This is a genomic window from Ohtaekwangia koreensis (assembly GCF_900167975.1).
Taxonomy (GTDB): Bacteria; Bacteroidota; Bacteroidia; order Cytophagales; family Cyclobacteriaceae; genus Ohtaekwangia; species Ohtaekwangia koreensis.
Genome location: NZ_FUZU01000004.1, coordinates 52,699 through 68,310, shown reverse-complemented (window position 1 = coordinate 68,310; position 15,612 = coordinate 52,699). Strand labels below are relative to the sequence as shown.

General features: G+C 40.4%; 6 protein-coding genes. 5 read left to right on the top strand and 1 reads right to left on the bottom strand.

From position 1 onward, the window contains the following. The first annotated feature begins 129 nt into the window (after positions 1-129). Entirely contained in the window at positions 130-522 is a 393-nt protein-coding gene (locus B5Y40_RS23725) for a hypothetical protein (protein ID WP_143785916.1), read from the top strand. 44 nt (positions 523-566) lie between these two features. Here the strand turns inward: B5Y40_RS23725 and B5Y40_RS23720 are convergent, their stop codons facing one another. Beyond that, on the bottom strand, positions 567-2,366 hold the full coding sequence (locus tag B5Y40_RS23720) for a helicase associated domain-containing protein (RefSeq protein ID WP_079689366.1): 1,800 nt from the start codon (positions 2,364-2,366) through the stop codon (positions 567-569). A gap of 1,669 nt (positions 2,367-4,035) precedes the next feature. On the opposite strand from B5Y40_RS23720, the gene B5Y40_RS23710 reads away from it, so the two are divergent. The 4 genes from B5Y40_RS23710 to B5Y40_RS23695 are packed head-to-tail and all read left to right on the top strand — an operon-like array spanning position 4,036 to position 15,608. After that, positions 4,036-7,653, top strand: a complete 3,618-nt coding sequence (locus tag B5Y40_RS23710; protein WP_079689364.1) for an RHS repeat domain-containing protein — start codon at positions 4,036-4,038, stop codon at positions 7,651-7,653. A gap of 8 nt (positions 7,654-7,661) precedes the next feature. Beyond that, a complete protein-coding gene (locus B5Y40_RS23705) occupies positions 7,662-9,566 on the top strand; it encodes a DUF6443 domain-containing protein (protein ID WP_143785914.1) in 1,905 nt (634 codons plus the stop codon). 12 nt (positions 9,567-9,578) lie between these two features. Next, positions 9,579-9,989, top strand: a complete 411-nt coding sequence (locus B5Y40_RS23700) for a hypothetical protein (RefSeq protein ID WP_079689362.1) — start codon at positions 9,579-9,581, stop codon at positions 9,987-9,989. A gap of 9 nt (positions 9,990-9,998) precedes the next feature. Further along, positions 9,999-15,608: a polymorphic toxin type 24 domain-containing protein gene (locus B5Y40_RS23695; protein WP_079689361.1), complete on the top strand. Its 5,610-nt coding sequence runs from the start codon at positions 9,999-10,001 to the stop codon at positions 15,606-15,608. Positions 15,609-15,612: the final 4 nt, after the last annotated feature.

Genomic DNA, 15,612 nt, shown 5'->3' with positions numbered 1-15,612 from the left:
GGTAGATTTTAAGTGGGACAACCCGGTAGCTCTGGACGGGAAACTTACCGGTTTCTTTTTGATGCCTTTCCATGTTACACTCCTCTGACTTTTAATTTCGAAGAACACCCTATGAATAAACAAGAATTTATGAAAGCCCTGAAAGCAAATTTCAAGGCTGTTTTAATAACTGCCATTTGCTGCTCTGCATTCTGGATGGCAATTGGTATTGTATGCTATAGATATATAGTTAACCAGCGAACAAAACCGATTGATAGGGAAGGACAAATGATGTCCGGATTCTATAAACGTGAGGTAAAGATCAAAATGGACAGCATTAGTAACACATTGATAATTCAAACGCTTCGAAACCAACTGGTAGAAAAGCAGATTGAGATTGACGGCCTGGGAGAAGTGCTTACTACTGAAAGATCGAACAGGTTAGACAAAAGCGAATATGAATCAGATGAACTCATGATGTTCATGAACCGGATGGACCATAAGAAGCCTTCTTCAGGGGGGAAGAAGGCTATTGAATCCTAATATAGTATCATCGGAAAAATATCTTAGTCTTGATTCAAATGATTTTAAACTATTCCTGTTTGTTTAAGTATTTTTTTCTTCTCAGCGGATAGCTTATTGAAGTTCTTTTTTTGTTGATATACCCAGCTATAGAGTGGAGTATGATGCAGGATTGGTAGGTTCTTATTTTTCTTTTTAAACTCTGTAAATTCCTTAACGCTTTGATTCCATCGGTTTTGTTTGATTTCATTTCTCCACGAAAAGCCTAATTCATTCAACTTCTTCTTTTTGTCTGAGGATAGTTTCTTAGTGCGTTGCCCATTTACCCAACTGGCTAAAGATTGATTGGCAGGATATTTCTGGGGTACATCGCAGTGGCCATATTTAGTCTTAAAGGCTATAAGCTGCTCATACTTTCTTTCCCAGAGTTCATCCCAATAGTACCCATCACGATTCCATAAAAAATGTATAGCATTAAGCTTACCTCTTTTATAAGATGACAACTTATCTTTACTGTGTATCTGAAGCCTTACCCACTCTTCTAGATCCGGATTTTCTTTAAGCTTTATATGATACTTTGATCCATATTTTTCTTTAAATGCTTTAAACTTTTTATACATGGTTTCCCACGCCTTCAGTTTTGTAGCTTCTGCTTCTCCCGTCCAGATAAAGCCCAGCGTTTCTAATTTTTCTTCCCGCGCTTTGCTTAGCCTGTTTTCTAATTTTAGTTTCTTCTGCGTTTGAATCCATTCATATAGTATAGCATCATTTTTTGGAACAAGCAGATGTTTGTATACTTTCTTGAAAGTTTTTAGTTCCCTATACCTGGTTTCCCAGATTTCTCTGAAAAGTTCGTACGGCCACTTCACCCCTAAGTGTTCCAGTTTTTTCTTTTTATCCTTGTCTATCTTTTCATGGTCACGTTTATTTCTTTGAAGCCATACGGCCAGCTTAAAATCGTCATGCTTCTTAACCCGGCAGTGTCCATGCTTCTTCTTATAAACTTGAAGCTTCGTATACATTTCGTTCCATCGCTCTTCAGCATAATCTTCCTTCACCCATTGGAATCCGATGGCGTTTAATTTTTTCTTGCGATCAGGCGACAATAGATCTTGTCTTACGATTTGAGTTTCAATCCAAAGACCAAGCTCGTAATGATCGTGACGAACCTTGATCCGGTCTATATGACCGTGAGCCTTCTTATACCGGACAAGCTCAGTATATCTTTTCTCCCAGGCTTCTTCACGCATCCTGAGTATATCTTCTTTCCAAAGAAATCCAATCTTGTTTAACTTCCTTATTCGTTCTGCCGACAATATCTTTTTCGTCTTATTACTTCTCTGATTGGACACCCACGCGCCTAAACTCTTATTTTCTTTAAATTCCTGAGGTACTTTCGTATGTCCATATTTCTTTTTGAACGTTATAAGCTCCTGGTACATCTGTTCCCATTTGATGTCCTTATCGGTTAAAGCATTCCAATCGAATTGCAGACTGTCTAATTTCTTAATCTGCGTGGCGGTAAGAAGTGATTTAGCTTGTCGCTGATTGTGCGACCAGTCAAACAAAGATTCATACTTCTTTTGATCCGATGGAACGTAGGAATGTCCATGCTGTTTATAAAATTCCTCTAGCCTGTAAAACTGGCTGTTCCAATCAGAAGGATCCTGGAAGGAAAATCCAATTTTGACAAGCGCATTATATTGATTGCCGGGTAAACGATTGGGATGCTTACGAATATTCTCTACCCATGTAGAAAGTTGTTTGTCTTTACTCCATTGCGAAGGCACATTAAAATTTCTGTACTTTTTATAATAAGCTTTCAGCTTCCGGAAATTTTCTTTCCAACCTATCAGATCATTCATATAGTAAAAAACATCCCAATGTTACGAATTGTTTGATGACGCTTCGCGCCATGGCAAGATCATCGACTGAAACAATTGTCTGTGCTGAAATATACACTTGATAGAATGCAAATACAATCCGTGTGTTATTCGCCTTTGTCAAATTTGCATTCCGGAAAGTAGAAATAGCTTGATGTACCACACATAGACGATCGCTGATAGTTTAAAGTTGGTTACTAACGCGAAATCATTATATATATATAGCTAAGGGCACCGAACCTTTAGTTTTATCAAACTATGCTTTGGACACCATTTCCAAAGCAAAAAATGAATGGATAACTGATTCAATATTCTTTAAGCCCAAAACAGGATGGCCAGAATCGGCTATTATACATGCCTATAACAAATCTGGAACAATATTATCCGGATGCAAACAAGAAGATTCTATTAGAGAAAACCTTTTTACGGAGATACAAGCGCTTTGTCGATAAGAGTTACGCAGCATTATGCGAAAATTTTGGACATGAAGATTAGCGAGGATATGAAGTTTCTTAGAGAAATAAAGCCATAGACATAACATGAGAAATTTATGGACTTACTTTTTCGGTAGCAAATTGCAAGTCATTGCAACAACTGACACACTATATTTTACTTTCAGAAAAGTGATGTAAAGTTTTTCTTCTTACATCACGGTAGTGCATTTAGCGATATGGCATAAGAATTTTTTAACCTGTATCTATACTTACTGCGGTTGTCATGCGTGGTAATGATTCGCAGACGATCGAATTGCTGGTAAAAAACCTGATAGGAATTTGAATAGGGTTTGTGATGTGGTTTAAAATAGAAAAGATAGAGACAAATTCGGATATGTAGTATCTGTAATAGTGTGTTGTTTTGTCGATTTAAACAATTGAGATACTCTCAATTTAGAGAGTATCCGTATTTATACGGATGCTCCTATAGGTAGATTCATTTTTGAGGCGAACTGAATTTGGTAATGAAATTTTAGAGATATTTGGAAAGGAAAATTGATTTACGTCTTGCGTGTATTATATTCTGTCAATATTATTTGACACACAATGACGCGGTAGAGGATATAGTGTTGTCGAAAAAAGTATGCTGCTGTCAATTAGGTATTTGTTTATTGGGTAGCTTATTTAATGTTTACTCTTGTGTTGTATTTGTAATCGACTGATGAGTATATATACTCATCAGTGAAGCCATGGAAAGTAATGCACGGAAGCGGTTTTCTTCGTCTTAATTTTTGTGGCTCCCGGTAATGAGACAAGTACTGGAATGTTCGGCTACTTCATTTTGGGAAATTTATAGAAGTAAAAAACAATCTGTATTCCCAATAAAAGACTTTGAGTGCCTAGTGGTTAAATTCTATTAATAAATTTTAAAGGAAGTACAAGTAGCTAAAATCACTGGAATTAAAGAAGAAACTAGTTATTTGCGAAACGCTCCAGGTAAAATAACATGATATACTAAAAGTGGTTTGGAATTTGAACCTAACGTACTTGCAGCTGTAAATAACGATTTATCCATTTTTGTAAATAGACGAATAACCTAACCTGCCTATAAATCTATGTCTCATTCAGTTGAAAGTGTTTTGGGAAAACATTGGCGTTATAGCCTATCCATTTTGCGACTTTCCAACACCAAGCTATTACTTCTATTTTTGTTAACGATGTTAGCTACCGCTAATCTATTTGGACAGGGTCAGCTACCGAAGATAATACCACCATCTCCGAACGCAGCAGCCTTGGCTAAGTATGGAAATATTCCGATTTCAACATATACTGGGTTGCCGAATGTCGCTGTCCCAATTTATGAGATAAGAGCGCGTGATATAAAAGTCCCTATTTCAATTAGCTATCATGCATCGGGAATAAAGGTTTCAGAGGAGTCTTCCCCTGTTGGATTGGGATGGGTGCTAAACGCAGGTGGGGTAATTAGCCGAAACGTTGTTAATAAGGATGATTTTTTGGTTGACCCGAGCGGCTATTTGAGTCCTTCAAATACTTCTCCGGTTATCCCGCAGGGCCCAGGTTTTGCGTTTCCTTATGGAGCTACACCTGGGACAGCGCTAATATACTATAATAGTGGAGGTGATCCTAATGGTCCGACCCAGAATACCCTGAATCTTTTTGACTATACATATGGTGCGGACTATGATTTCGAACCCGACCAATTCAATTATAATTTTGGAAATTATTCTGGGAAGTTTGTTTTGACGCGTGATAGACAGGTGGTGCTTGAAAAAAAGGAAAAGGTAAGTATCAAACCCCTAACACAAGATGGTTCCTCATGGGAGGCAAAAACGCCTGATGGATTTACATACAAATTTTCTGTATTTGAGTACTTCGTGGATTATAATAATACGCAAGGATATAAGCAAAAGTCGGCATGGTATGTTACCGAAATCGTATCGCCACAAAATGAGCATGTATACTTTAACTACGCGAATAATGGCACACAAATGATTAGTCCTGTAGGGGCCTATATGGAGACCATTGAACCGGTAACGCTAAGTTGTTTAGGATCAAATTGTCGTCCGCAATTCCCTTTGCCACAAACAGGAACAGTGCCGCGGAAATTATATTCGAAAGTTACATTGCAGAGTATTACATGGACGCATGGTCGAGTTGAATTTTCCATGGTTAATGATAGACAGGACATTGAAGGCGACCAGAGACTGGAGTCAATTAAGATCTTCAGAGCAGGTGGCACAGTACCGGAACAGGAGTTTCTTTTTGAGCAGAATTATTTTTTGAGCGGAAACATAAGCGGCTTTCCTACTTCGGTATCTTCGGAATTTTTGCAAAAGCGGCTGAAGCTTTTGTCTGTTACCAAACAAAGCCCTGCTTCAACTCAAAAAGAAGTACACAGATTTACTTATTATGAAGATAGACTATTGCCGGTTAAGAACTCCTATGCGAAGGATCATTGGGGGTATTATAACGGACGTGGTGGATCCTCCTTTATTCCTTCTTTTGAGAGTATAAGTGGTACTAATACACAGGCCATTGTTGGAATAATGGGCAAAGAGCGTGATGCTTCAGCTTCAGAGATATATGCCTACAGCTTGAAATCTGTAATGTATCCAACGGGTGGCAAGTCAACGTTTTATTATGGCCTTCATGACTATCAGGATAATCCCAATCATCATCACGTGATACTTCCCGATGCATGGCAGGATTTTGTCAGCTTTTCATACGATATAAAACAACGCGGAACTATTGAGGAAAGCACTTTTGACATAACAGATGAATTTGTGGATGCTTTCGGTCACGTTGTACCGACAACTATTAATGCTGCATTCAGATTAAATATACCCTGCAAAAATCTAACTGCCAATCCAGACGTATACTTTGAATTATATAATGAGAGCGGTGGACGAATTAGCCGCGTTGACATGGGACACGGTAGCTGTTCTGTCAACACCGATGAAAACTGTCTTTATTGTGATCGGAGCACGTCTTCACAAAGTCCCGTCTTTACATTCTTGAATACCTATACACTATATCCGGGCAAATATACATGGAAAGCGTTCATCAACGGGGCGGAGACCAGGTTTGAAAATATAATTGCCACCTATGCCTATTGGGTCGATTCAGACAAACGTCCGCCATCCAGCGCAGGACCTCCTGTTTATTATAGAATAGGTGGCGGCTTGAGAATTGAAAAGATTGAAGACTATGACATTGAGACAGCAAAAGTTGCCTCTGTTCGAAAATATATATATCGTTATAAAACTGATCTTGACGAGAACGGTATCCAAGAGGAGCGCTCTTACGGAAAGCTAATGGTATATCCGGAATACTCTTATTTTGATGTAAGCAGGCAGCAAATCACTGATCCGGGTATTCCGGAACCTGTCGCCTGCCTGGAATGTGTTCATTTGCTTCGTCAGGCGGATAGTAGTCTGCCGTTGATGAATTCGAAAGGCACCGTTGTAGGGTATGATAAAGTAATTGAGCTATTTGGTGAGGAAGGTGAGTTTGGTAAAATAGAACATGAATACAATAACGAGTTCGATGTAGTAAATACTAATAAATATCCATATAACCCTGCCTACTTTATAAAGCCATCAACAGTTGCCACAACTACGAATGATCTTAATGGTCTTTTGAAGAGGCAAGTCTATTTTGATGCTACTGGAAAAAAAGTAAAGGAAATTGTAACTAACTATGAATCTAAGTTTCCATCCACGATTTATGGTATTGAAAAAAGAACTGTAAAAGTTGATCCGGGATTGGCGATAGGACCAGCTCAGACGATTGTGTTGTGTGTGTACCCTGCCATACGTTCCTCCTTCACATTTTTGGAGTCCACAACCAGTACGGATTTTGGCCCTTCTGAAATTCAGACTTCAAGCGTTAAAACAAGCTATAGTTATGGTAATTCAAATCATCTGCAACAAACGCAAGTAATTAAGGAAGATAAAAGCAGTAAACATAAGACTATCGTAGCCTATACATATCCGGCAGATTATTTAGAATCAGAAAGTAATTCTGTAATAGCATCTATGAAAGGTGACAAGCACCTCCATGATAAAACAATTCAAACAACGGTGATTGATCAGGCACCTAATGGTGATCGAAAGGTTGTTGAGAGATACTTTACAGAGTATCAGGATTTCTCCGGGATTATTTTGCCGCAAAGCCAGGTATCGTTGGTTAATAGTAAAATTCTGCCGGAGAATGAAGTGCCCAAATATATACCTGCTGTTTCATACGATCCTGTGCTATATCGCAAAAACTATACATCTCAGTATACATCTACAGGTAACATTGCCAGTGTTACGAAATCGTTCGATCAACCTGTTTACTACCAATGGGGTTATTCGAATGCTTATCCTGTGGCAGAAATCAGAAATGCTACAACCACTGAAGTATACTATAATGGTTTTGAAGATAATGGTACTGAAGGTAATCTTAGCCTTCCCGCTGGGGCGGGTAGTCGATATCGCGCTGGCGGCACGTACTCCATTCCATTTACGCCGCCAGCCGGGCGAACATATTTGATGTCCTATAAATACTATAGCAATGGTAAATGGAATACAAGAGTTATGCCTTTCACCGCCAGTATTACTGAAGGTTCTCACTTGGATGAGGTAAGAGTATATCCTGTCAATGCCCAATTAACTACGTACACATATGATCCCTTGTATGGTGTTACTTCAATTACCGATCCCAATAATATGACGGCTTACTATGAGTATGATGCCTTTGGTCGATTGGCGTTAATACGTGATAATGAGAAAAAGATTTTAAAAACCTTTCAGTATAACTACCGAAACTAACAATGTATATGAGAAAAGTTAAATTTAGTTTTGTTGTTCTCATAGGATTGTTGGTGTCTGTTTGTACTGCGTTCGCCCAAATCTCCGGACCAACACCCGTAAACCTTGGACAAATCGAAACATATCGATTTTACAATGGTACTATATATAGCAGCTATACCTGGGGAACAGGAGGTAAAGGATATCTAGTTTCGACAAGCAACGAAGGAGCTAACTTCTATGCAAGGATTCAATGGCTCGTGGCTGGTTCTGCCACTATTACTTTTTTTGATAATAATCGAAATCAGATGGGAAGCCACTCTGTAACGATTAACAACAACGTGTCTACTCCTACAGCCACTTTTACTATTACGCAGAATTGCAATTCCACGACTGTAACACGGAGTGCGAATACTTCCGGGGTGGACTGGTACTGGCAGACTTCGCCTACAGGGATGGCTACGAATCTTGGTTCAACAAATACCATTGTGCGTACTACTCCCGGATCGTTATACCTGCGGGCAAAATTTAGTGACACGGGTACATGGAGCTCTGGTTATCAAACTGTCGGCAATATTAATATCGTTACGTCAGTAGGATCACCGAGCTCTTCGACTGATGGTCACAGGATTTCAAACAATGCACTCGTATCTGTCATGCTCCAGGTATCGCCTGTGTCAGGAACAGACTCGTATAAATGGTATACGGATGTCACCGGAGGTAATGCTGTCTCCAGTGGTATTTCCGCAACATCTTACAATGCTCAATTATCCGGTACCCGAACTTTTTATGTCGAGACAGTCAATGGCCCTTGCACAAGTACACCCAGGAAGAGTGTTACAGGATATATACATCCAGAGCCTATTGTGATAGTTTCAAATGGTGGTAAACTTTATAATGGCAAAGCAACGCTGTCGGTAAGTAATTATAGTTATGATACTTATGCATGGCTTAATTCGTCTAAACAAGTAATTCCAGGGGCTACAGGTAGCAGTTATATAGTTGACGCTACTGGTACATATTATTTGCAGGTAACGAAGGCGAATTCGCCTGCCTTTATTTCTGGGCCTATAACGATCAGTTCAATTAACTATATCATCGCGACAGATGTTTTAGCGGACAACGTATATAATGTAAATGACGCACATCAATTAATTAGTGGTTCGCGGAATCAGACGACTCAATTCTTTGACGGATTAGGCAGACCACTTCAAAATGTTACATGGCAGTCGTCCCCAACGAACCAAGATTTAATTCAACCTGTGGTGTACGATGCAGCGGGACGAGAGGCTAAGAAATATCTGCCTATTTCAAGTGGTACAGACGGATGGTATAAGGGGACGAGTACAATAGTAGATCCTGTGACAGGAAGCTATGTTGGAGTCGCTGAACCGTTTTATAAACCCGGTTCCGATAATGCGGTAGCCGATGACGTTGTCCCCTATACAGAAACTGTTTTTGAATCCTCACCGCTCAACAGACCTATAAAGTCTTATGGTGCTGGTGGTGATTGGGCTGCAAATAGTAGCACCAACCCCAATGGTGCGAACAAGTATATAGAATCTCAATATACTGTTAATATACATGGAGAAGGAACGTCCTCTGAAGAGAAAATCATTGCATGGAAGGTGAGTTCTTCAGGTTCGTTGGAAAGAGAACCTGCACTGACGGGAACTATAGAATCAGGCGGATACTTTAGTTCCGGGCAACTGAAAATTCAAAATACTATTGATGAATCGGGTAACTCCGTTCGTGAGTATTTCAATAAAGAAGGAAAAGTTATCCTAAAAAAAGTACAGGTGGTTGCAGGAGCCGTCAATTTAAATAGCGCTACGGATTGGGCTCTTACATACTATATCTATGACGATTTCGGGAATTTGGCATTTGTTCTTCCTCCCCAGGCTGCAGAAGTTATTAAATCCTCATCTAATTAACGAAGGCTATATATGACTAAATCAATACTATTTATATTATCCTTACTGCTGAGCATTACAATATCAGCACAAAATATAGTAACGGAAACCTTGACCTGGCAGATCTCTCAGGTCCAGGATGTCAACACCGGGGAGAGCCTGTCATCAGAGAATGAAACCTTTGTTTCGTATGGTTCTCAAAAGGTGGAATGGAGGAATGCAGATGGTGTAAAACATACCTATATAGTAAATAAAACTAATGGTATCTGGACCAATACAAGTCAAAGTGGCTCTATGATTTACCAGGTTGACAGCGGAGATAAATCCGGCACGATCACTTTTGAGCGTGCAAAGAACGAGATCACAGTTCGTATACTATTGATGAAAGGCGATGAGCTTCCGGAGATATATGAAATTAAAATTGTAAAAGTTACCGCCCTATAATTAGCTGCCATGATGAGATCTACTTTACTTACTTTTCTATCGAGTATTCTGCTTATCTGTGTATTGAATTTTACAGTGCAGGCTACTACTACAGCACCTGTTGATGTAGTTCCGGATGCTGTTGAGTTTGCTGCTTTGAAAGCTATATATGATAACCTCGGGGGCAGTGGATGGACCACGAAAACAAACTGGCCTGCAAGCGGCAGTTGGCCGTCATCGGCTACGAGTGCACAGTTCGGTACATGGTATGGTGTAACTGTTACCAATGGAGATATTTCGAAAATAGTTCTTCCCAGCAACAAGTTGACAGGAACAATACCATCTGAAATAGGATCGCTGCAAGCGATGAATACACTCAACATGTATAATAATTTAGGCATTACCGGAAGTATACCAACCTCCATAGGACAAGTTAGTGCCTTGCAGTTTATATACCTTTATACCTGCAATTTGACTGGTACAATTCCTTCGTCTTTATTCGATATAGCTGGATTGCAGTATGTGGCTCTGGCCAATAATAAACTTAGCGGTAGTATTCCGTCTAATGTCGGTAATGCAACGGGGCTTACCTATCTGGGGCTTCATGCCAATGATCTTACGGGTACGATTCCTTCAAGTATATGTAACCTGGTTAATCTTACCGGATTATATCTTTATGAGAATGAACTTACGGGAAGCATTCCAACCAACATAGGGAATCTTTCAAAGCTTGTTAATCTATATTTGTACACCAATAAGCTAACCGGAGACATCCCGTCTTCTCTTGGGAACATAACTACTTTGGTAGATTTAAAATTGAGTACGAATCAGTTGACTGGTACAATTCCATCATCCATTAAAAATCTAATCAACCTTCAAACCCTCACGCTTCATACCAACAAATTGAGTGGTTCCATTCCTTCTGAAATTGGTAATCTCACTAAGCTGGTAAACCTATATCTGTACAGTAATCAGTTGACCGGAACTATACCTTCATCCATAGGTAACCTGGTTAACCTTGTTTACTTCCAGATTCATTACAATAAGTTGAGTGGCAGCTTGCCCTCGAGTTTAACTAACCTTACCAAGGTCAAATACTTTTACATTAGCGATAATCAACTTACGGGTAACATTCCGGCAGGCTTCTCAGCACTGAACCAGATGATCACCTTCTATGTATACAATAATAAATTCAGTGGTGAACTTCCAGCAACCGTTTTTAGTGGATGGAATAAAGTAACGGCCATCAATATTTCGAATAACCAGTTTTCCGGAGCATTTCCTTCGTCTATATCTACATGTGTAGCACTGGCGAGTATAAATGCGTTAAAGAATCAGTTCACCAGTCTCCCTTCAGGGCTGCTATCGCTCCCCGTGTTTAACAGTACTAACTTTAGCTACAACGAACTTACCAGTATACCTGACTTTACGACTCATATAAATAAGGCTAACCTATATCTGAACATCTCTTACAACCGTCTTGACTTCGGAACCTTGCAACCGCTTGTAGGAGCGGGATTGCGTTCCGTAGTATTGACACCACAGAAGAACATACAGGATGTTCTGTTTGTAACGCCTGTCGTAGGAGCATCATTAGCTATAGCGGGCCGCGCGGCTGGTAGCAACGGTACGATTATATGGGAAAAACAAAAGGGTGGTGGTGACTGGGAAAGTGTCAATGCACAGAATGAAAACAGCACTCCACAGAATTATACCCGCAATACATTTGCTGCCATTGATGAAGGTATATATCGGATCAGAATGACGAATACTTCATTCGCTGGTGTTACGATTGTGAGTGAACCGATCAAAGTAAAGACAGCTATAAATCTGGCTATTGATAACTGGGGCTTCCAGTATAAGTATGACGGACGCAGGCGCATGACGCATAAAAAAGTGCCTGGTGCAGATTGGGTTTATATGGTATACGATGAGCGTGATCGCCTGGTGATGACACAAGACGGTGAACAACGCAAGAGTAATAAATGGATGGTAACCAAGTATGATGCCTTGAATCGCCCGATCATAACCGGTATATATACACATGCAACAGCCGTTGATCAGGCAGGGATGGCTTCCCAGATCAGTACAACAGCCTTCTCTGAAACTTTTAATGGAACAACAGCTTTCCATGGTTATACGAATACTGTTTTCCCTTTTGACTTGACAAAGTTTGATGCGTTGACAGTGACCTATTACGACTCATATGATTTTAGAAGTTTGCTCAATGATGACCGCTATAACTATAAATCCGATGAGCTTACTGAACAGTATAAATCCGATGCAGCGGGTAACAGTTTTTCAGGTGTAATAGGACAGGTCACGGGTATCAAAACAAAGGTGCTTGACTACTATGGTACCGGGGGAGTTACAACCTGGCTTTCGAGTATAAATTACTATGATGACAAATATAGGGTCGTTCAAACTGTAGCTGATAATTTTCAAGGTGGTAAAGATCGCATTACTAATATCTATGATTTTACAGGGAAAGTTCTGAAGAGTAGAACCAGCCACTATGGCCTAAGCTGGAAAGGCTTGTTGGCGGCAAGACACTCTGCCAACCGCATTGAAAAAACAAGTACAGCCAATGCTTGGGGAACTTCGGGAGGTATCTCTGTTGAAGTACTTCCAGCCGGTCAGGATGGTTGGTTTGAATTTATAGCGCCATCTGTTAAGGGTATGGTAATCGAATTGGCAAATACAGCAGGCACAATTAAATATGGCTTATTCCTGACCACCAGTCCCCAAGTTCAGGTTATCGAAAATGGAGGATCTAATTTGCTAGTGCCTTCTCCTGTATTTGCGGCTGGTGATTTTTTTAGAGTTGAAAGAAAACAAGGAAAGATAAAATTCTATAGAAACGGCAAGTTTTTGATAGATCGTACAGCCACATCCGATCCTTTAGTGGTTCGCTTCTCCATATATAGTGCAGGTGGCGTTCTATACAATGTGCGTTCCTCCTTTGGCTCCTATAGTCCACAGACCGTTACCCGTACCTTTGATTACGACCATGCAGGAAGATTGCGAAAGGTATGGCACCAGGTAAATGATGGAGACAGGATTTTACTTGCTCAAAATGAATACAACGAGCTTGGTCAGATTATTACAAAGAAGCTTCATTCAGAAAATCAGGGAGGTACATTTAAACAGCACGTAGATATGCGCTATAACATACGCGGCTGGCTGACACGTATCAACAACACAGATTTAGCAGCAGATGCAAGTGGTGATCCTCGTGATCACTTTGGGATGAACCTTGCCTATAATGAACCGGTATCGACACTGAACAATGCCCCTCAGTACAACGGAAATATATCGGCCATGACCTGGAGCAATAGTCAAGGCTATGATGATGTGAAGGCGAATGCCTATAAATATAGCTATGATGCGATGAACCGTATCAGTGGAGCAGACTTCCGTCAGAAACAATCCTCTGCATGGGATCTGCCACAACACAAGGATACAAACGGCAACACGCTTACCAGCGATGCCTTTAGCGAAACCGGTTATGATTATGACTTGAATGGCAACTTGCAACACCTTACCCGCAAGAGTACGAAGGGCACCAGCCTGGATGTATTAACCTATGACTACGGAACAGGAGCAGCCAAGAGTAACAAGTTGTTGAGCGTAAGCGATGCAAGTGATATACGGCAAGGCTTTACAGACGGTAATATAGGCAGCGAAGACTATACTTACGATGCGAACGGCAGCATGAATGTTGATAAGAATAAGGACATTACAGCCATTACCTATAACCACCTGAATTTACCTGTGCAAGTAACCAAGGTAAGCGGAGAGTATATTAAATACTTCTATGATGCTACGGGCAGAAAGTTATGCCAGCAAGTGTTTAACAGCAGCAGTGCACCAACCAAGCAAACAGACTATGCTGGTGAATACTTCTATGAGAACGATACCTTAAAATTCATTAACCATGATGAGGGCCGCATTGTAATGACTGGCGCTTCACCGGAGTATCAGTATCATTTGAAAGATCACCTGGGCAACGTACGAGTAACATTTACTACTAAAGTCGAGGTTGATAACCCTGTAGCTACTATGGAGACTGCTAACGAAGAGACAGAGGGTAAAGAATTCCTATACTATGATGAAGCAGTGAAAGTTGACTTTAAATTATTTGATCACACTAATCAGGGCCCCACATACTATTCTACACGTCTCAACGGTACGGCTAATGAACGGACAGGTTTAGCCAAGTCGTTGAGTGTTATGCCAGGTGATGTGATCAAGGCAGAAGTATATGCGAAGTATCTGGATACCAACAAGAGCAACTGGTCAACAGCTGTAACCAACCTGATCACTTCGATTGCTAACGGAACAGCAGCAACCACCACCTATGTAGACGGAGGAGCTATAGGAAGCACAGGAGGTACAGTTAATCCATTTGGAAGCATCCTGAACAAAGGAAATGAAACAGGAACAGCCCCAAAAGCTTATCTGAACTACTTAGTCTTTGATAGAGATTACAACATACTGGATGGTGGTTTCGTACGCGTAAGTGAAGCTGCGATGGAGAGCGGTACAGGTATACAGCATGAGCACGAGTTGCTATCAAAAGAACTTGTTATAAAGAAACCGGGATATGTTTATCTTTACCTGAGCAATGACAACGTGGCTTTAGGTGGAAGCCCGGTTGAGGTATATTTTGATGACTTTATGGTGGAGCATACGAAATCACCGGTAATACAATCAGATGAATACTATCCGTTTGGGTTGACTTTCAATAGTTATCGAAGGGAGAATAGTGTTTTTAATAAAATTAAGTTTCAAGGGCAAGAACACATTGACGATCTAAATTTAGGATGGGACTCGTTCAAGTGGAGAAATCATCAGCCAGATATAGGCAGGTTCTTTAATGTTGACCCTCTCTCGGAAAAGTATGTATATAATTCTGTATATGCTTTCAGTGAGAATAAAGTTACATCTCATCGTGAGCTTGAAGGTTTAGAGGCAACACCATTTAATGATCCGGCATTTGATGCTGCGCTGATTGAAGAACCGGCTGATGAAGGGCCAAGCTTAAATTCTCTGCTCGATGCCGGTGCAAGTGCCTGGAATACTATTGTTGGTTTCTTCTTCGGTGACGGAAACGATGGTACTCTACAAAGTGCGAGCGGATTGGGTAAGGCAATAGAGTCGGTTCCCGCAATCGTGGCTGGAAGTCAAGAAATTAAGGGTAAACTTGAAGAAATAACAGCACCAGTTCCGGGATTGAATTCCGCACTCAATGTTATGGATGCGGGTCAAGCGGAAACAACTGGTGAGACGATGAAGCATTTAGGGAGGGCAGCAGTTAATGCTAACTCGATTCCAATAGTTGGAGTCAGACCGGGAGCTCCAAGCTTGAAGCAACAAGCACTTGAGATCAAAACGAATTTGAACGGTGGAAAGAACTCTATTACCATAGGAACAGTTAATAAACAAATTCGTTTTGATTTAGCAGGAAGAACTCATGGAAATGTAGAGACTCCGCACAAGCAAGTTTATAACAAGAATATGGTAAATGGTCAAGTGAAGAGTATAACCAGAGAGAGCAAAAACGCTTATCCTTTGACACAACAAGACATACGTGCGATTAGAAAATTCATTGAGAGTTTACCGCTACCCAAGAAATAGAATC

Coding starts and splice junctions, on each gene's coding strand:
- B5Y40_RS23725 (WP_143785916.1), top strand. CDS start 130: ATGAAAGCCCTGAAAGCAAATTTCAAGGCTGTTTTAATAACTGCCATT.
- B5Y40_RS23720 (WP_079689366.1), bottom strand. CDS start 2,366: ATGAATGATCTGATAGGTTGGAAAGAAAATTTCCGGAAGCTGAAAGCT.
- B5Y40_RS23710 (WP_079689364.1), top strand. CDS start 4,036: ATGTTAGCTACCGCTAATCTATTTGGACAGGGTCAGCTACCGAAGATA.
- B5Y40_RS23705 (WP_143785914.1), top strand. CDS start 7,662: ATGAGAAAAGTTAAATTTAGTTTTGTTGTTCTCATAGGATTGTTGGTG.
- B5Y40_RS23700 (WP_079689362.1), top strand. CDS start 9,579: ATGACTAAATCAATACTATTTATATTATCCTTACTGCTGAGCATTACA.
- B5Y40_RS23695 (WP_079689361.1), top strand. CDS start 9,999: ATGATGAGATCTACTTTACTTACTTTTCTATCGAGTATTCTGCTTATC.